This window comes from Moorena bouillonii PNG, from assembly GCF_001942495.1.
GTDB classification, from domain to species: domain Bacteria; phylum Cyanobacteriota; class Cyanobacteriia; order Cyanobacteriales; family Coleofasciculaceae; genus Moorena; species Moorena bouillonii.
This window is the reverse complement of the sequence record NZ_MKZS01000001.1, coordinates 6,290,837-6,308,964: the sequence shown is the minus strand read 5'-3', so window position 1 is coordinate 6,308,964 and position 18,128 is coordinate 6,290,837. Positions and strand designations below refer to the sequence as shown.

The window sequence follows — 18,128 nt, the reverse complement described above, 5'->3', positions numbered from 1 at the left end:
ATAACATATACTGCGAAGAAATTCGCCCTGTCGTGTTCCCACCCCGCACTTTTGGTTACGGCGCGTTCGCGCAGCGGCTCCAAAGGAGCATCGCGCACCCGTTCTGTTTCGGTCTGTATATTATTATCATAGTTTAGGGAAATTTGTCGAGTAGGAAGTTGCTATAATCCCTTGAGAAGTTAGTATCTGACTTGATTATATGCCTGTGAGTAGTGCTGACGAACTAGAGCCAAGTCCCTTGCTTTCTTGGCAACTAGGCCAAAGTAACTTGTTAGATTGGCGACCTATTATCGAAACTAACCCCTCCCTCTGGAGAGAAGCCAAGCAACGGTCTCACTTCGGACCAATGGTGCTAATAGCAACTGCCGTAGGGGGGTCAGCGCCACTGTCACTACCAGAAAGCCTACTAGCAGTAGCCCTTACTCTCAGAGGAGCAGAGGTTCATACTCTCCTGTGTGACCATTCTCTGCCTGCCTGCCTTAATCTTCAAAAACTGGATACACCTCAAGAAAGGATTGAAAACTATGATCTAGAAAGGATCAAATGCCAAAAGTGTTTCGCAACCGGTGGTTATCTTTATCAACCGTTGCATTTGACTAACCATGTATTCAGTGAACTGCTCACTGGGCTCGACAGGCTAGAGGCAAAACAGATCGCAGCCCACGTGCCGCTATCAGAGATTGAAAACTATTGTCTGGGCAACTGGAATATCGGTGAACACGCCTATGCTGGGGCGTTGCGCTATTTTACCAGCGGGAATCTAGATAATGAACCCAACAGTGAAATTGTGGTGCGTCGGTATTTTGAAGGGGCTTTGCTGACTGCGTATGCTATCAGTAAGCTACTGTCTAAGTATAATTTTAAGGCTGCTTGCTTCAATCATGGCATCTACTTACCTCATGGCATCATTGGTGAAGTCTGTCGCTCACGCCAAGTGCGGGTGGTTAACTGGACTATTGCCTACCGCAAGCGTTGCTTTATTTTTAGCCACGGAGACACTTATCACCACACTATGCTCAGTGAGCCTCTCCATGCCTGGGAAACCATGCCTTGGACTGAGGCAATGACAGATGACATCCTACAGTATTTGAAAAGTCGATGGCAGGGCACTCGGGATTGGATTTGGTTTCATGAAAAACCTGATGAAGAATTTAGCCGAAATGCTGAGGAGATGGGGCTTGACCTGAACCAGCCGGTGATTGGGATGCTCACTAATGTAATGTGGGATGCCCAGTTGCACTATCGGGCTAATGCTTTTCCCAATATGCTGACGTGGGTACTCCAAACGATTGAGTATTTTGCTAAACGTCCTGACTTACAACTGTTGATTCGGATTCATCCGGCAGAGATTCGGGGAACGTTGCCTTCTCGCCAACCCTTGTTGCCAGAAATCAAGAAGGTCTGGCCTCAATTGCCTAAGAATATTTTCATCATTGCTCCAGAAAGTCCTGTGAGTACCTACGCAGCGATGATGGAGTGCGACTCGGTGATTATTTATGGGACAAAAACTGGAGTAGAGTTGACCAGTGTAGGGATTCCGGTGATCGTTGGTGGTGAAGCTTGGATCCGAGATAAGGGCATCACTATGGATCCTTCAACAGCACAGGAGTATTTCCAGTGCTTGGATCAGCTACCCCTTGGTAAACGCTTGGATTCCAATGCCCTTAAACGGGCGAGGATGTACGCCTACCATTTCTTTTTTAGACGGATGATTCCCCTACAGTTTACGGAACCGCTATCGGAAAATCCTTTCGTGAAGCTGAATATTACTAGCCTAGAGCAATTACTTCCTGGTGCAGATCGGGGTTTGGATATTATCTGTGATGGAATCTTGTCTGGTTCTCCTTTTATCTATCCAGCGGAACGGTTGGGAATTGATCGCGTCTAGATTGCTGGAATGGGCATCAAGCTGGAATGAGGATTTTGGTGGAATGGGCATCTGTGGAACGGGCATCTTGCCCGTTACAATTCCCGGTATCTGTGGAACGGGCATCTTGCCCGTTATCAATTCCCGGCATCTGTGGAACGGGCATCTTGCCCGTTATCAATTTCCGGCATCTGTGGAACGGGCATCTTGCCCGTTACAATTCCCAAGCGGACTTTCTCAACCAGGGAAGAAAAGGCGAAAAATAAGGGTGAGCCTTTTGGTGGTGCGTTACGGGGTTACTGGCTACGACGTTGAATATGATGGCAAGGCGCGCCCCTAACGCACCCTACGCACCCTACGCACCCTACTGCTCCGTTTGATAATCTAAAAATTTTTAGATTTATCTATGCATAATGACTTGCTATTATAACATAAACAATGGGATATTCTGATATCATTATCCCCGAGGGTGCCACTATAACGGCCACATCAAGTTAAGCTAAATGGCTTGGTGATGGCTCTAGACAGGTGTGTTCAGGAGTGTATTATGGACTATATCAGAATTCTGGCTAAGCCTTTTCGTCAAGTCAAAAATTTTTATCACAGCTCATTGACTCAGTATCCTACTCAACTAGTTAATCCAGGACAAGCTAATCCAGGACAATTGAGTCATTTTAAGATATTAAAGTCTTTAGCTAAACCGGTAATTAGTTCTGAGAAAACGTGCATGGTCTCGGTGGTGATTGGGAGTTATAACCGTAGACCTTTACTGGAAAAAGCGATTCAAAGTGTTCGAGATAATCAGATTCGCGTTCCCTATGAAATCATTGTGATTGACGGGGGGTCAACGGATGGATCTTTAGAATGGCTAATTCAGCAGAAAGATATTATTACTATCATCCAACATAACCGAGGGGAATTCCAAGGAAAGCCACTCAAGCGTCGCAGTTGGGGGTATTTTATGAATCTTGGCTTTAAATCCGCTAAAGGAAAATACATTTTGATGATCAGTGATGATTGTCTGCTATTACCAAATGCGGTGAATTTAGGGCTGGATAAGTTTGAAGAGGTGGAAAAAGCTGGCGGTAAAATAGGGGGAGTAGCTTTCTATTTTCGGAATTGGCCAGAGGATAAAGAGTACTATGTACAACATACCCTTGGGGGCAAGCTGTTTGTTAATCATGGTATGTACTTAAAAGAAGCCCTAGCAGCAGTTGACTGGGCGGATGAAGACCGATATGTCTTTTATAAAGCTGATGGTGATCTCTGTTTAAAGATGTGGCAGCTTAATTATGAGATTGTAGATTGTCCAGGGGCTTATGTTGAACATTATTATGATCGAAATGAAGGGGTTCGCCAAACTAACAATGCTGTTTTAGATCATGACCGAGAGGCTTACTTGCAGCGATGGGAAGGAATTTATTATCATCGATATAAGCGGGATCTCCGGAGACGAGTAACTAGGTTATATGAGGACAAAACTAGAACAGCAGACCAGTTTATGGACTTAGTTCATTAAGTTGTCTAGGAGTAACTAAATGGCTTCGTTGAAACAGAAAATAATTCGGTTTGTAAATCGTCTGTTAGCGTCGATGAATTTAAAGTTGTTAAGGCTTTCAGACTACAAACAAATTGTGGAAGCGAGTCCGGATCCAGGCAGGGAGCTATGGCGATGGGTTCGTGAAAATTATTCGATTAAGACGGTGATTGATATTGGCTCAAATAATGGGGATTTTGCGGAATTTTTAGCCTGTTACTTCAATGCTAAACAAACCTATGTATTTGAACCATTGCCATCTTATATATCAGATTTAGAAGGAAAAGCGGCTAAGATTCCTAATCTAAAAATTTTTAATGTGGCTTTGTCGGATTATGAAGGAGAAGAGTTATTATATGAGAATTCTTACGGGCCAGCTTCTTCGATGTTACGCATAAGTGAACTATGTAAGAAGGAATTTCCACAGACATCAGGAGAAACTGAGGTTAAAGTAAAGGTTTGCCCCCTGGATGACCTATTACAGTCAGAATTAGAGTCTGAGAAATTTGATAAAGATATTTTTATAAAAATTGATGTCCAAGGGGTTGAGGATAGGGTGATTAAGGGAGGTAAAAAGCTATTTTCCCTAGGGCGATGTGTTCTGGTAGAAATGTCATTTGTCCCCCTGTATAAGGAACAACCATTGTTTGAAGAGGTACATGACTGTTTGGTAGAGTTGGGTTACCGATTTGCAGGAATTAAAAATCAGATTAATTCTATTAAGTCTGGACAGCCATTATTCTGCCATTGTTTGTATGTCCGTTAGGGTGGTTAATTTTTAAGAGTGAAGGTGAGGAGTGAAGGAACAATGAAACTTTCTGTTGTTGTTGGTACCTATAATCGATTGAGTCTTCTGAAGCAATGTATTACTAGTATTATTGAACAAACATCAACCCCTACAAAAATTTATGTGACTGATGCGGGGTCTGATGATGGCACGATTGAGTACTTAAATGCGATCGCATCGGAAAATCCACAGGTGATTCCGGTTTTGGTGGGCGAAAAGCTTGGTCAAGCTAAAGCCTATAATGATGTGTTCAGACTGGTAGATACTCCCTATGTGTGTTGGGTCAGTGATGATAATGTAATCGTTAACCAGGGTCTAGATACGGCGGTAAAAATACTTGAGGAAAAGCGGAAGATCGGGATGGTAGCCCTGAAAGTAAGGGATAAACAAGGGCCTTTCGTGAGTGCTCCCTACATTGGTGGGGTCTCAGTAATTGGTGTATTAAATGTTAACCAAGGTGTGCTGAGAACTTCAGTATTAAAACAGGTGGGTGGATTCTGTGAAGTATTTCGAGATTATGGGATTGATCCGGATTTGACCACGAAAGTTTTATATTCAGGGCATGATATTGTTTATACTAAAAAAATTGCTATTCATCATTACCGCAATTGGAGTTCGGATCCTAATACTCCAGAATATGCCCAAATGATGGAGAGGCAAAAGCAGTATAAAGCCCTTTATGCGGAACGGTACTCAAAGTATGCGAAAGGGGGTTGGTTCTGGCAACTGAAAAAGTATCTTTGGGCATTGTTTCGTAAAGGTATCGGGTTTGATCAACACTACAATTCAGACCAACCGATCTTCTGGAATCTCATCCCTCGGGATTGGCACAATATCATGACCAGTCGGTATATTAGTATCACTGATCCGATGACTACCCAAGGTAAAAGTTATCACTTAATTCAACATTGTCCAGGATATCTACGACCGAGATCATTTCAAGTGGAGCCGTTATCGTAATAGCTATCAGCTATCAGCGGTCAGCTATCAGCGTGTCGCGTATCAGCGTGTCGCGTATCAGTTATCAGCTATCAGCTTATAGGTTAGGTCACAGGCTGGAAGCCTGTGCCACAACTGACCGCTGACGGCTGACCGCTGACGGCACCTCAAGTAGCGTGCGCGTAGCGCATATCCTGACAAAAAGATCAATACGTATTGAAATCCCAGGTAATTAATGGTAAACCATTGGTCAGTGGTGAAAAACCGATAGGAATTTATTGGTTGTAGGAGTGTAAAATGTCTCGAAGACTGACTATTAATGGCTTTGAAATTAATGATGATAGCGATTGCTTTGTAATTGCTGAAATTGGGAATAACCATCAAGGCAGCTTGGAAAAGTGTAAAGAAATGTTCCGGATTGCTAAGGAATGCGGAGCGAATGCTGTAAAACTACAAAAACGAGACAATCGTGCCCTTTACACGAAAGCAGCTTTTGACAGACCTTATGACCATGAAAATAGTTTTGGTTTGACCTACGGTGAGCATCGGGAGTTTTTAGAATTTGGTGCTTACGAATATCAGGAACTGAAAAAGTATGCTGAAGAAGTAGGGATTACGTTTTTCTCTACTGCTTTTGATATTCCCAGTGCGGACTTTTTGGGTGAGTTGGATATGCCAGCCTATAAGATCGCTTCTGGAGACCTTAAGAGCTTGCCCCTAATTAAACATGTTGCCCAATTCCAGAAGCCGATGATCGTTAGCACGGGTGCAGCTACTTTAGAGGATGTGCAACGGGTTTACGATGCGGTCATGCCGATTAACCCCCAGCTGTGTATCCTCCAATGTACGGCAAGCTATCCAGCGGACTTTGAAGAACTTGACCTGAAGGTGATCGAGACCTATCGGGAACTGTTCAGTGATATTGTGATAGGTCTATCTAGCCATGATAACGGTATCGCGATGGCAGTGGCGGCTTATGTTCTCGGGGCTCGTGTGATTGAGAAACACTTTACCCTGAACCGGGCGATGAAAGGAACAGACCATGCTTTCTCGTTAGAACCGACAGGGTTGCGCAAGATGGTAAGAGACCTCAGACGCACTCGCCAAGCTTTTGGGGATGGGGTGAAGAAGGTACACCTGAATGAACGTCCTGCTTACTTGAAGATGGGTAAAAAACTGGTGGCTGCGGATAATTTACCTGTAGGACATGTTTTAAGAGCAGAGGATATCGCGATGAAATCCCCAGGGGATGGTTTGCACCCCTATGAATTGGACAATGTAATTGGTAAAGTCTTAACCAAACCCCTAAGGGTGGATGAGTCAATTACCTTGGCTGGGTTGGTGGAAAATGTTGAAAAGGTTGCTTTGTAGGGTGTTGTTGGCTTTGTGAATTATTTTGACCTCTCTGGCAAAATCGCTATTGTGACTGGAGTCTTAGGTAAACTTGGACCGGTGTGGAGTCGGGCATTATTGGATGCTGGCGCAACGGTTGTGGGCATAGACCTACCATTGGCTCAGGTGCCAAGCTCCTTTGAGACACTTCAAGGGCATTATCCCAAGACTCGTTTGTGTTTGGAGCGGGGTGATATATGCGATCGCACTGCCATGACCGCAATCCGCGATCGCATCCTGAGCGACATTGGCATTCCTGCCGTGATTGTCAACAATGCTGGGATTGACCAACCTCCTGGTCCAGTGAAAACCTACAGCTTGGACGAGATCCCCCTAGAGATTTGCCGCAAGGTGTTTGAGGTGAATGTCTTGGGAGCATTCCAGGTGACCCAAGTCTTCGGTAGCCCGATGGTGGAAGCTAGACGAGGTTCAATCATTAATATCGGTTCGTTGTATGGGAGCGTATCTCCAGATGCCCGGTTTTATGAGCATCTGGAGTGCGACCCTCCTTTTTTGAAACCCCCTGCCTATGGGGCATCGAAGGCAGCACTGGTGAATTTAACCCGGTACTTTGCTACCCACTGGGGACCCTTTGGTGTCCGGGTTAATGCCCTTTCTCCGGGAGGAGTATTGGGTGGACAAGATGAGGAATTCAAAGGTCAATTTTGCGATCGCGTTCCTCTAGGACGGATGGCAGAGTTTGATGATTTACTTGGCCCATTGGTGTTTCTAGCATCCGATGCCTCTGCCTATGTCACAGGTATCGAACTCCGAGTCGATGGCGGTTTTACCGTTTGGTAGACTAAACTGGTGCATCTGACTGTCTTAATGCAGTCCCTGAGGGAAGAAACCTGCTCAGGTCGGCGCTGCATCGCTGAGTTATAGAGTTACAACGTTTAGATGCACCCTTTGATCACTAAACTGTTTATTGAAAACCAGAAGCACTTTAACTATCCCTACGGCAAGCGAAAGATTTACGAAAGGATTAGTAAATTTTTCAGCTTTCCTACTTATAGTATTCGCAAATATTTAGGAATTAGCGTTATTAATTGTCAAGGTAAATTACCTAGTATCTCTAAAAAAGATGGATTTTTAGTGTGGTTTCCCAAAACTTTTGATCCAGTTAGCGAAGTGATTGGAGAATGTCGGGACTATATCGCTACTGTTGATCAATCTATTTTTACCAAACAAGGTGAAGGAAAGGAACAATACCTCAGAGGTATCCATCCAGATAAGTCTAGACTTACGGAGTCTTTAGTAAAACTAGCTTGTGATCCAACGTTAGTAAGTATAGTAACAAAATACATTGGCATCTTACCAATTATCAATGGGGTTAAGTTACTCTACTCGCCCAATAAAAAACTCTATGAAGGAGGAGCTCAATTTTTTCATTTAGACCCGGAAGGCGTTAGGCAAATCAAGCTATATATTCATGTAGAGGATGTGACAGAAGAGTCTGGTCCTCTGACCCTAATCCCAGCACAAGAATCCCAAAGAATCTACCAATTATACCCAGGGGGAAGACTAACGGATGAGTGGATCAGTCGCTTGATTGATCCGCAACATTTCTATTCGATCACTGGTGCGTCCGGGACAATGATATTTGCCGATACATCCAGATGTTTCCATTTCGGTAGCCGACCAGGAAAAAAACCCAGGTTTGTGATTATACTACAATATATATCCCCCTTTGCCATCAATTTTCCCTGGTTCGGGTGGGTTAGAAAACCACTCCATGCTCACTTGGTTAATCACAATACTTCAATGATAGACCAATATCTTTTAGGAGTTAAATAGATGGAATAGGGAATAGGGAATAGGGAGTAGGGAGTAGGGAGTAGGGAGTAGGGAGTAGGGAACAGCGGATCTGGTAACAGGGAATTTTTTTTGTGTATATCAGAGCTATAAAAAACGCTATTAAACTTAATTTAAGTACTGAAGTAATCAACTATTATTACTTTTTTATGTTTCCTAATCCGAAGTTACCTACCTTAATTACTATAGCCTATATAAATAGGTTATGAACAATATTGCTGTGTCTTGATGCAGTCGCTCATGGGGGGAACCACGGCAGTCGCTCATGGGGGAAACCCCCAAGACCGCGCTGCCTCCCCAAGACCGCGCTGCATCGCTTTCTCATAACATCAAAAACTCTTTGGATCTCTTTCCTACTCCCTACTCCCTACTCCCTGTTCCCTGTTCCCTGTTCCCTATTCCCTGTTCCCTATCTTGATTGCTATTGTTTGAGCTTCTCTTGGTATGATTACTCACCATGAGATACTTCCAAGGGGGAAAAAATAATGGCACCAGACTATTTACCGAGCCAAGTCTTGAACTGGATTGATGGTCAACAAGTAACAGCAGTGGCAGGAGAATGGTTTGATAAGCTAGACCCCACTAATGGTCAAGTGCTATGTCAGGTGGCTCGCTCAAGAGCAGCAGATATTGAGCAAGCGGTAAGGTCAGCTAAACAGGCTCAACCGGCTTGGGCTGATACTCCTCCGGTACAACGGGGAAACATCTTACACGAGATTGTCCTGGGTATGAAAGCCCGTCAGGAAGAGATTGCCAGGATTGTAGCAGCAGAAACGGGTAAGTCCTATGGTTCAGCTTATGGAGAAACTGGCGGTGCGATCGCATTAGGATTATTCTACGCTAGTGAAGGACAACGGTTGTATGGTCGCACCACTACCAGCGGTGTGGTTAATAAATATGCCATGACTGTGCGTCAACCTCTGGGAGTCGCTGGATTAATTATTGCGGCCAATACTCCCATTGCTAATGTAGCCTGGAAAGTCTTTCCAGCCCTGATTTGTGGCAATAGCGCGGTATTAAAAGTAGCAGAAGACACTCCTGCCACGGCTTGGATAGTTGGACAAATTGCTCAAGAGGTTGGGTTACCCCCTGGTGTACTCAATATTATTCAGGGATATGGTGAAGAAGCGGGCGCTCCCTTGGTTGCTCATAATGACGTGGCTGTGGTTAGCTTTACTGGCTCTACAGAAGTAGGACGAATTGTGCAACGGGTAGCTGGGGAGCGCTTTGGCAGGGTATCCCTGGAATTGGGGGGTAAGAATCCCTTGGTGGTATGTGATGATGCGGATTTGAACAATGCCGTCAAGTGGACCTTACTCTCAGTGTTCAGTAATGCTGGTCAACGTTGTGCTTCTGCTAGTCGAATCATTGTCTTTGACAGCATTTATGATCAATTCCGTGACCAATTAGTGGAGAAAACTAAGGAATTAAAATTAGGTCCCACTGACCAGGATGACCTTGGTCCAGTGATTAATGAGCAACAGTTGACTAACATGATAGCAGCGGTGAAACAGGCACAAGAAGCAGGAGCAACGGTGCTGGTGGGAGGCGATCGCTTAACAGACTCTGACCATGCTACTGGTTTCTATATGGCACCGACCCTGCTAGAGAATGTAGACCCCCACGCGGAAATTTCTCAATGTGAATTATTTGGTCCGATTGCTAGTCTCTACCGGGTCAAAGACTTTAAGGAAGCTCTTGCTCTTGCCAACGATTCTCCCTATGGCTTAACTGCTTCGATTCACACTCGCAACATCCACCGTGCAGTACGGTTTTGTGAGAAAGTCCAAACTGGCGTAGCTGTAGTGAATGCCGGTACTTATGGCAGTGAACCCCATATGCCCTTTGGTGGACTCAAGCAATCTGGTAATGGTACCCGTGAACCAGGTACAGAAGCCTTGGATGTCTATTCTGAGTTGAAGGATATCTATATTAATATTGATCCTGAGCAATTTTGATCATTAGGGAGTCGGGAGTAGGGAGTAGGGAGTAGTTGATGTAGGGTGGGCAGTAAGTATCATACTGATGGTAACTTTGGAAATTGGTTTTCGGCACTGCCCACCATAGGATTAATTTTATTTACCTGTTGGTGGGCAGTGCTTATCAAAGCGACTACCAGCTTTGGGATTGGTCTTAGGCACTGCCCACCCTACGATTCTGCCCACTGCCGTGGTTTCCCCCATGAGCGACTGCATCAAGACAAGGTTGGAAGATATTCAGTTTTCATTCTTTGTCGAGTTCTGCTAATGCTTCTTCCAAACTTAAGGGGGTTTCATCTTTAACTTCCATCATAGCACGATATAGTCCTTCATCTTCAAAGCTTTCAATTAAACGTTCATAGTCCTGAAAATTAATGACTACTTTCTGGATATTACCTTGATTATCGGCAATTAATTCTTGTGCTAAGGGATAATATTTAAGGTTTATTGTTTCCTCTTCATTGCAGAAACTTTTGACTCCAATCTTAACTATATAAATAGCTACTGGAGTCGCCAATGCCAGGGGCAAATTACCAGATGCAGCTAGAGATGCAACCAACGCAGTAGTTACTCCAGCGAGTCGATCGTCTGTAAATTCATCTTGACAAATTATATGGCGACACCGCCTGGCTAAATTTTGCAACCAACTCTCTTGTATATCTATTCTCTCTATTCCGGCTTCCGAAGCTATAATTTCAGTCGCATACTCCAAATCTCCTTCCTCTTCTTCTATCTCATTTAGGGCAGCCAAAGCCTCTGGATAATTTGCCAATTGATACCGAAATTGCTCAATTTCTTCTCGTGTAACTGTAATCATAAATTATTCGGTTTAAATGCTTAATTTTATTATAGCCATTTTCAATTATTTCATTTGATGTAGGGTGGACAGATAAGTAGATGTAGGGTGGGCAGTGCTTATCAAGCATACTACAAGCTTTAGTGTTTGTCTTAGGCACTGCCCACCATAGGATTAATTTTATTTACTGTTGGTGGGCAGTGCTTATTAAAGCTACTACAGGCTTGGAAATTTCTATTACGCACTGCCCACCCTACGATTAGTTTTATTTACTACGATTAATTTTATTTACTGTTGGTGGGCAGTGCTTATCAAAGCTACTACAGCATTGGTAATTTGTCTTAGGCACTGCCCACCCTACGATTAGTTTTATTTACTTAGGTGTGTTTAAATACTACCGAAAGATTATTAGCTGGCATTTGATAAGTTTTTTCAAGGATGAGATTATGATTACTGGCAACCTCTACAACATCTTCTAAATTACGTACTCCCCATTCTGGGTTTTGTTCTCGTAAATAGGAGTCAAAATCAGCATTGGAAAGTGCAGTGTGTTTATTACCTTGTTTGTAGGGACCGTATAAATATAGAATATCTCCTGATGAAAGGATACGACCAGCACCTGCGATTAATCCTAAACACGTAGACCATGGTGAAATGTGAATCATATTAATATTCACCATCGCTACAATATCTGGTATTTCTGATAGTATTTCCGTTTCTACTTTCCAAACTGGCTGACTGACATCAATATCAAGGGGTTGATAAAGGTTGTCGCTAGGGGAATGGTTAGCCCAGGCGATGATACTTTCACGGAGGGAAGCATCGATATCCGAAGGAATCCATTTTCGAGGGTTTAACTGTTGTGAAAAATAGATAGCGTGTTCTCCGGTACCGCTAGCAATTTCTAAAATTGTGCCAGTGGCTGGTAATATCTCTAAAAGTACTTGTAAAATTGCTTCCCGGTTGCGCTGGGTTGCTGGGGCGTATTTTCGGCTGTCCACTAATTTTTATCCCCGATAATGATAAGAGTGGGAACAGGCAAGATGCCCATTCCACAAAGCTATGGGCAAGATGCCCATTCCACAAAGCTATTAATATCATCCCACATTTAGGCAACACCATTAATTTTATGTCGGTGAGCAGTATTTGAGATGTAGGGTGGGCAGTGCTTACCTTCGAGATTGTCAGCTTTTTAATTGGTATGAAGCACTGCCCACCTGACGATTAACATTATTAAAAAATAATACAATTAACTATTTTTTATATTTAAGTTACTGTCTGTCGGTGGGCAGTGCTGACTTAACCGATTACAAGCTTTGGAATTGGTCTTATGCACTGCCCACCCTACGATTACTGTTACTGTCGGTGGGCAGTGCCGATTAAACCTAATATAAGCTTTGTAATTGATCTTATGCACTGCCCACCCTACGATTACTTACTAAAAACTAGTTTATATTCCTAAAATACCCACAATTAACACACTCCCCACTCTCTCCACAATCTCCATATTTCGTAATAAAAAAAATTTTCTAAACCCCTTGACAATATATTTATTTATTGATAAATTAATCATGTCAACAGTTTCAAACAAAAACTAGTCATGACCAAAAACATTAACCCCAACTCCGATGAAAATCAGAACCCTGACAATCAAGGTCGCAAACCTAAGAAAGTCAAGCACATCTTGATCGGTTCTCCTAAACAAGTTCGCCATACTATTTATGCCATTTATGCCCTTAAATACGCCTATCCTGATGAGTGGAGCACTCCGGAGCCTACGGAAAATCCTGGTGAGGTTATGACCACTTTGATTCGGTATTTGTACTTAGACTAGGATAGGAGTTTGCCAGGGTTTGCCGCCCTGGCGGCCAAAAATTCCAGAGGTTATTTTTAAGCTATCAGCTATCAGTTATCAGCCGTCAGCTTAAGCGCTACGCGCACGCTACGCGAACAGCTATCAGCTATCAGCTTTTGAATAAAATAATCTGAAAACTGATTACTGACCACTGACCACTGACTACTGACCACTGACTACTGACCACTGACTACTGAATGCTTACGTGGAGGGGTATAATGTAAAGAGAGTTAGGATGTGTTTGCTGGAAAGCAGTTACTGAGTAACTTGATAAGAATGAATTCCTTGATTCAGTTTTTGTTTGGATTTGAGTAAAGCTAAGCTGTACTCAATTAGGTTTACACAATAGAAGTCGGTCAAGCATTGGGGTTAACCAAAACTTGACCGATTTTTTTTTTTAAGCTATCAGCGGTCAGCTATCAGCTATCAGCGGTCAGTTATCAGCTATCAGCTTAAGCGCTACGCGCACGCTACGCGAACAGCCATTGGCCGTAGGCCAAGCTACACCGAACAGCTTTTGAATAAAATAAGCTGACGGCTGACCGCTGACCGCTGACCACTGACCGCTGACCACTGACCGCTGACCGCTGACCGCTGACGGCTGACGGCTGACCGCTGACCGCTGACCGCTGACCGCTGACAGTAAAATATATAGATATTGATCAACTATCTTCTAAACTATGACAACGCTAGTATTTGTCCATGGCACAGGGGTTAGGCAACCTGCCTATGAGCAAACTTTTAAGATAGTTGAGGGGTTTGTCACTGAACAACGTCCAGACATTACCGTTGTTCCTTGCTTTTGGGGTGAGCAATTTGGGAGTAAGCTCAATGCTAAAGGGGCTTCGATACCCTTGTATGATGCTACTTTAGCTCTGGATCAGGGAGAAGAAGAGGATCAAGAAATTATTCTTTGGCAGCAGTTATATCAGAATCCCCTTTATGAGTTGGGATTGTTGTCGTTTCAACCTAGCACTGGTGGTGATAGTAATCCCTTTGGAGAACAACCAGGTGATCAATTACATGACCGGTTGCTGGCTTTGACTCCTACTGGAGAATTGCAAGAAAAATTACAAGCAGCGGGCATAGCAGAGGGGTTTGATCAGGCACGACGCCATGTTACCAGTAGTGCTGTTTATCAAGAAGTATTAAACCAAGTCTCTGATGTAGATAGTGAAGATGGTGATATCATAACTAGAGCGATCCCAAGAGCAATTATTGCTCAGGCAATGTTTGACTGTCAGCAGCCAAATCAGGATTTCATCATACTTCCTAATCCGGAATTGCGTGATCAACTGGTGAAATTACTAAGTAATGCTTTGGGTAAGGAGGAAGACTTGGGATTGGGTGACTGGCTCCAGAAACCACTTTCCTTATTGGCAGGTCCAGCCACAGCTTTGGTGAGGAATAAAAGGGGTGCAATTACTGAAGCAAATACTCCTACACCTGGTGACATTATACTTTATCAAAGTCGCGGCCATAAAATACGTGATTTTATCCAGAAAACCATAGAAGAGGCTGAACCACCAGTTGTTATATTAGCTCATAGTTTAGGAGGGATTGCTTGTGTTGATTTATTAGTGACTCAACCAATGGCACAAGTGACAGTATTAATTACAGTGGGTTCTCAAGCTCCCTTTTTATACGAAATTAATGCCTTATCTAGCCTAGAATTTGGTCAACCTCTGCCAGACTTTTTTCCGGAGTGGTTGAATATTTATGATTTACGCGATTTCCTTAGTTACATTGGTGCTACTCTATTCCCTAATAAAGTCCAGGATGTTTTGGTGGACAGTAAACAACCCTTTCCCCAAGCTCATAGTGCTTATTGGACAAACCCTGCTACCTGGAAGGCAATTATCCCACGATTACCATGACTATTACTGCTAAGCCAGAAAAAACCTATGGGTTAATTGTCGGTATTGAAAACTATCAAGCAACAAACTGGAATGTTGATGGTCCCGTTCATGATGCCATCAAGTTTGCTGATTGGTTGTTATCACAAGGAGTGCCAACAGATAATATCAAGCTCTGTTTGTCTCCTTTAACTGAAAATAGTACACTGGTTAATAACTTTGAGATAACGTCAACCCCAGCAACGGAGCAGAATCTATTTGATATCATTACCAATGACCTATCCCAAAAAACGGGAGAGTTACTGTTTATGTTTTGGGCAGGCCATGGTTTGATTACCTCAGAGCGGAATCGCAGGCTACTTTGTGCTGATGCTAGTAAAACGAATTGGCAAAATCTAGATTTACATTCCCTGTTACTGCTTTTAGGTTCAGAGTCATTTAAGATTACCCATCAGATTTGTATAGTCGAGGCTTGTGCTAATTATCTTTTAGAGTCAAACGGGCGACCAACTAATTTGGGAGGGAAACAGTTTCCTAGTGGTAAACCTAGGAAAAACAGTCAACAGTTTGTCTTACTAGCTACGAGAGAAGGGGAGAAAGCCAGAGTTAACTCCTCAGAAAAAACGGGATACTTTTCCCAAGCGGTAAGAGAAGCGTTGGCGCACCATGACTGGCTGCCAGATATGAAAGTAGTTGCTGATCACGTTAAGCAACAATTTGATAGTTTAAATAAACAACAACTACCAACCTATTTTTATCGTCGCAGTTGGGATGGTGATATCGATGTTTATCATCCTAATCCCTTTGAGGTTGCCCACAATATACCTACTAGTCAGGCGCGTAAGTTTGTGGATAGACACCAGCCACTGGAAGAGTTAGATCAGCTATTGGAGCAAAACAATATTGTAGCCATTACTGATCGCACAGGTAAGGGGGGAGTAGGCAAGACAGAACTAGCAATTCAATACTCTTGGTACAAATTAGAAGATTATCCCGGTGGCTGTTGTTGGTTAAATCTCCAGGGAGTAGATATTGTCACCCAGCTCTCGGAATTTCAATATGTGAATGAATTTTATGATTTTAAGATTCCTGAAAAGTTAAGCATTGCTAGCCAACTTGCTTATTGCTGGAAAAAGTGGCGAGGAGGTAAAGTTTTATTGGTGTTCGATAATGTCACTGATATTAAGCAAATCCAAGACTACTTACCGCCCATGGGTTCTCGATTCAAGGTATTAATCACTACACGTAGCTCACAGTTACCCTATCCATCAGTTCCTCTGGGAGAATTACCAGAAACTGAGGCTCTAGAGTTATTAGCACAGTTGTTAGGAAAGGAGTTGGTTCAACAAGAGTTAGAATTTGCTAAAAAACTCTGTCAATTAGTTAGCTGTATACCTCTAGGATTATACAATATAGCGGCACAGATACGATTATACAATATACCGGTACAGCACTCAAAGCCAGGGAGTACATGATGCTAGAAGAAATTTTATCACTCCTACAGGAAAAGCAATCTCAAGAAGGGGACTCTGGTACAGATGTTGTACTGGAACTCAATTGGGATGCTTTAGAGTCTTCAGCTCAAACCATGGCTGGTCTATTGAGTTTGTTTGCCTTGGCTCCTATTCCCTGGTCATTAGTATCCGAGGCGGCTAGAGCTGCTAGCTTGGACTTTGATTTGGTCGTTAATCGGGATATCTTAGTTCAAAAGTATTTACTTCAGCAGTTGGATTATAATACCTACCAACTTCACGATCGTATTAGAAAATTTTTGAGTATCAAGGGGGAACAATTAGCTGATATTGAAACCCTAAAACAGGGCTTTTGTTCAGCTATCGTAGCAATAGCAAAGGATATTCCTAAGACCCCAACTCAGTCAGACATTCTAGCAATTACCCCTGCTATCCCTCACCTGCTGGAAGTTGCTACTAACCAAAAGGATTACTTAAATGACGAAGATTTAATCTGGCCTTTTGTGGGCTTAGGCCGCTTTTACAAAGGTCAAGGCGCTTACGAGCAAGCATTGCCTTGGTATCAGCAATGCTTATCAACGGTTAGAGAGCGCTTGGGTGAAGAACACCCAGATGTGGCAAACAGCCTCAACAACCTGGCTTTACTGTACTATAGTCAGGGGCGCTACCAAGACGCGGAACCCCTGTACCAGCAAGCCTTAGATTTGAGGAAACGCCTGCTGGGTCAACAATACGCAGATGTGGCGAAACCGTTTATCCTACTAATTGAAGAAAATAAATTTCCAGATTGTCTGACGATGGAGCTTAAAGTCGAGCCAGTCTCGACAGGCATTTTTTCATCTTCCAAGATAAAGCAATTGAAGCTATACCTGACTATTCAATTTAATGAACAGTGGCTGCAGATGCCATTCGGTCGAGTTAGGTTCGGACTCAAAGGTGGAGAACTCAGGCTAAGACTGAAAAATGGCAAGATCCCTTGGGAAGCCCGTAACTTCAGTGCCTCATTTGACCCTGATGTTGAGAAAGAGAGGAAGCAGCAAGAGAGTAAGGAAAATCACAGTAAAGTCGAGGCTTCTTGGAATAAAAATAAACCTGGAGTTAAAGGTAACCATGGTCAAAAAAATACAGAAGGAACAACCGATGAGTTTCAGTTCATTGACCCTCAGATCACAACGAAGGGGTCAGAGGAAACTCCAGCTTGGGTTTTTGAGGTAAAAACGGGTCAACCCGTGTTTAAAGGATTACTCAAGGAAGTCGAGCTGGGAACAATAGATGTAATGGCAAAACCTTGCTATATAGAAGCTACCTTTGAAGTTTTTAAGCCAGATGTTTATCTGACTGGATCAGAAGGATTGTGGTCTACCGAAATTACTGATGAAAAACATGAAGTCTTAGATAGAAAGATTGCCTTACTGATTCTAAAACACCAATTAAAACCTTATTTAAGTAAAGTGGTACTAAAGTATGACTCATCTCCTAGGGTAGCTATGAGCAATTAGTATCAACTAATTGCTATCAACTTTAATATGTAACGCTTTTAGTGATTTAAAAACGCAATTTTAATAACAATTTATTTTTATATAAATCCTAAATCAGTTGTAAATTATTAAAACTATGAAATCATGGCTTTACAATAGTTACACCTATTCCTAAAACCACTATTATTCATGAATTAGATAAGATTACTATAGTGTTTATCGCAGTTATGAGATACAGTCATCTTTGATGTTGATTCCTTATCTTGATGCAGTGATCGCTATTGCCTATTGCCTATTGCCTATTGCCTATTGCCTCTTGCCTTTCGCGTAGCGTTATAAAACCCTGACTTGATAT

General features: G+C 42.9%; 19 protein-coding genes. 14 read left to right on the top strand and 5 right to left on the bottom strand.

Features of this window, described 5'->3' with window-relative positions:
- Positions 1 to 199 precede the first annotated feature (199 nt).
- The 8 genes from BJP37_RS25705 (at position 200) to BJP37_RS25675 (ending at position 8,319) form a co-directional block, all read left to right on the top strand.
- Entirely contained in the window at positions 200 to 1,888 is a 1,689-nt protein-coding gene (locus BJP37_RS25705; RefSeq protein ID WP_075903072.1) for a capsule biosynthesis protein, read from the top strand.
- 26 nt (positions 1,889 to 1,914) lie between these two features.
- Positions 1,915 to 2,133 (top strand): hypothetical protein, encoded by a 219-nt coding sequence (locus tag BJP37_RS37435; RefSeq protein ID WP_143727795.1) that lies wholly within the window; start codon positions 1,915 to 1,917, stop codon positions 2,131 to 2,133.
- A gap of 281 nt (positions 2,134 to 2,414) precedes the next feature.
- Positions 2,415 to 3,386 (top strand): glycosyltransferase, encoded by a 972-nt coding sequence (locus BJP37_RS25700; protein ID WP_075903070.1) that lies wholly within the window; start codon positions 2,415 to 2,417, stop codon positions 3,384 to 3,386.
- Between the two features lie 19 nt (positions 3,387 to 3,405).
- Positions 3,406 to 4,170 carry an FkbM family methyltransferase gene (locus BJP37_RS25695; protein WP_075903068.1) on the top strand — a complete coding sequence of 255 codons (765 nt, stop codon included), beginning with the start codon at positions 3,406 to 3,408 and terminating at the stop codon, positions 4,168 to 4,170.
- 42 nt (positions 4,171 to 4,212) lie between these two features.
- On the top strand, positions 4,213 to 5,151 hold the full coding sequence (locus BJP37_RS25690) for a glycosyltransferase family 2 protein (protein ID WP_075903066.1): 939 nt from the start codon (positions 4,213 to 4,215) through the stop codon (positions 5,149 to 5,151).
- 276 nt (positions 5,152 to 5,427) lie between these two features.
- A complete protein-coding gene (locus tag BJP37_RS25685; protein WP_075903064.1) occupies positions 5,428 to 6,501 on the top strand; it encodes an N-acetylneuraminate synthase family protein in 1,074 nt (357 codons plus the stop codon).
- A 15-nt stretch (positions 6,502 to 6,516) separates the two neighbouring features.
- The gene (locus BJP37_RS25680; protein WP_075903062.1) at positions 6,517 to 7,323 is read left to right on the top strand and encodes an SDR family oxidoreductase; all 807 of its coding nucleotides are present in this window, start codon (positions 6,517 to 6,519) and stop codon (positions 7,321 to 7,323) included.
- Between the two features lie 108 nt (positions 7,324 to 7,431).
- The gene (locus BJP37_RS25675; protein ID WP_143727794.1) at positions 7,432 to 8,319 is read left to right on the top strand and encodes a phytanoyl-CoA dioxygenase family protein; all 888 of its coding nucleotides are present in this window, start codon (positions 7,432 to 7,434) and stop codon (positions 8,317 to 8,319) included.
- On the opposite strand, the gene BJP37_RS40080 is transcribed toward BJP37_RS25675, so the two are convergent.
- Positions 8,312 to 8,470, bottom strand: coding sequence for a hypothetical protein (locus BJP37_RS40080; protein ID WP_158069779.1), 159 nt, complete (start codon positions 8,468 to 8,470; stop codon positions 8,312 to 8,314). The genes BJP37_RS25675 and BJP37_RS40080 overlap by 8 nt on opposite strands.
- A 132-nt stretch (positions 8,471 to 8,602) precedes the next feature.
- Between BJP37_RS40080 and BJP37_RS40075 the strand changes: the two genes are divergently transcribed.
- Positions 8,603 to 8,755 carry a hypothetical protein gene (locus BJP37_RS40075; RefSeq protein WP_158069778.1) on the top strand — a complete coding sequence of 51 codons (153 nt, stop codon included), beginning with the start codon at positions 8,603 to 8,605 and terminating at the stop codon, positions 8,753 to 8,755.
- A 67-nt stretch (positions 8,756 to 8,822) separates the two neighbouring features.
- Positions 8,823 to 10,295 carry an aldehyde dehydrogenase family protein gene (locus BJP37_RS25670; RefSeq protein WP_075903058.1) on the top strand — a complete coding sequence of 491 codons (1,473 nt, stop codon included), beginning with the start codon at positions 8,823 to 8,825 and terminating at the stop codon, positions 10,293 to 10,295.
- Here BJP37_RS25670 and BJP37_RS43940 read toward each other — a convergent pair.
- The 3 genes from BJP37_RS43940 to BJP37_RS25660 all read right to left on the bottom strand — a co-directional run bounded on the left by BJP37_RS43940 (position 10,270) and on the right by BJP37_RS25660 (position 12,113).
- A complete protein-coding gene (locus BJP37_RS43940; RefSeq protein WP_269087067.1) occupies positions 10,270 to 10,392 on the bottom strand; it encodes a hypothetical protein in 123 nt (40 codons plus the stop codon). The genes BJP37_RS25670 and BJP37_RS43940 overlap by 26 nt on opposite strands.
- A 168-nt stretch (positions 10,393 to 10,560) precedes the next feature.
- Positions 10,561 to 10,764 carry a RelB antitoxin-like protein gene (locus tag BJP37_RS45160; RefSeq protein ID WP_081431526.1) on the bottom strand — a complete coding sequence of 68 codons (204 nt, stop codon included), beginning with the start codon at positions 10,762 to 10,764 and terminating at the stop codon, positions 10,561 to 10,563.
- Between the two features lie 725 nt (positions 10,765 to 11,489).
- Positions 11,490 to 12,113 (bottom strand): DUF938 domain-containing protein, encoded by a 624-nt coding sequence (locus BJP37_RS25660; protein ID WP_075903056.1) that lies wholly within the window; start codon positions 12,111 to 12,113, stop codon positions 11,490 to 11,492.
- Between the two features lie 599 nt (positions 12,114 to 12,712).
- On the opposite strand from BJP37_RS25660, the gene BJP37_RS25655 reads away from it, so the two are divergent.
- Positions 12,713 to 12,946: a hypothetical protein gene (locus BJP37_RS25655; RefSeq protein WP_075903054.1), complete on the top strand. Its 234-nt coding sequence runs from the start codon at positions 12,713 to 12,715 to the stop codon at positions 12,944 to 12,946.
- Positions 12,947 to 13,468: 522 nt separating this feature from the next.
- Here the strand turns inward: BJP37_RS25655 and BJP37_RS25650 are convergent.
- Complete coding sequence (locus BJP37_RS25650; protein WP_158069777.1) at positions 13,469 to 13,633, bottom strand: hypothetical protein; 165 nt, start codon at positions 13,631 to 13,633, stop codon at positions 13,469 to 13,471.
- Between the two features lie 14 nt (positions 13,634 to 13,647).
- Here BJP37_RS25650 and BJP37_RS25645 point away from each other — a divergent pair, with 14 nt between their 5' ends.
- Genes BJP37_RS25645 through BJP37_RS42865 form a run of 3 tightly spaced genes read left to right on the top strand, consistent with a single transcriptional unit; the run spans position 13,648 to position 17,794 of the window.
- Positions 13,648 to 14,844 (top strand): hypothetical protein, encoded by a 1,197-nt coding sequence (locus tag BJP37_RS25645; protein ID WP_075903050.1) that lies wholly within the window; start codon positions 13,648 to 13,650, stop codon positions 14,842 to 14,844.
- Positions 14,841 to 16,298, top strand: coding sequence for a caspase family protein (locus tag BJP37_RS25640; protein WP_075903048.1), 1,458 nt, complete (start codon positions 14,841 to 14,843; stop codon positions 16,296 to 16,298). Before BJP37_RS25645 ends, BJP37_RS25640 begins: the two co-directional genes overlap by 4 nt.
- Complete coding sequence (locus tag BJP37_RS42865) at positions 16,298 to 17,794, top strand: tetratricopeptide repeat protein (protein ID WP_081431329.1); 1,497 nt, start codon at positions 16,298 to 16,300, stop codon at positions 17,792 to 17,794. Before BJP37_RS25640 ends, BJP37_RS42865 begins: the two co-directional genes overlap by 1 nt.
- Positions 17,795 to 18,128: the final 334 nt, after the last annotated feature.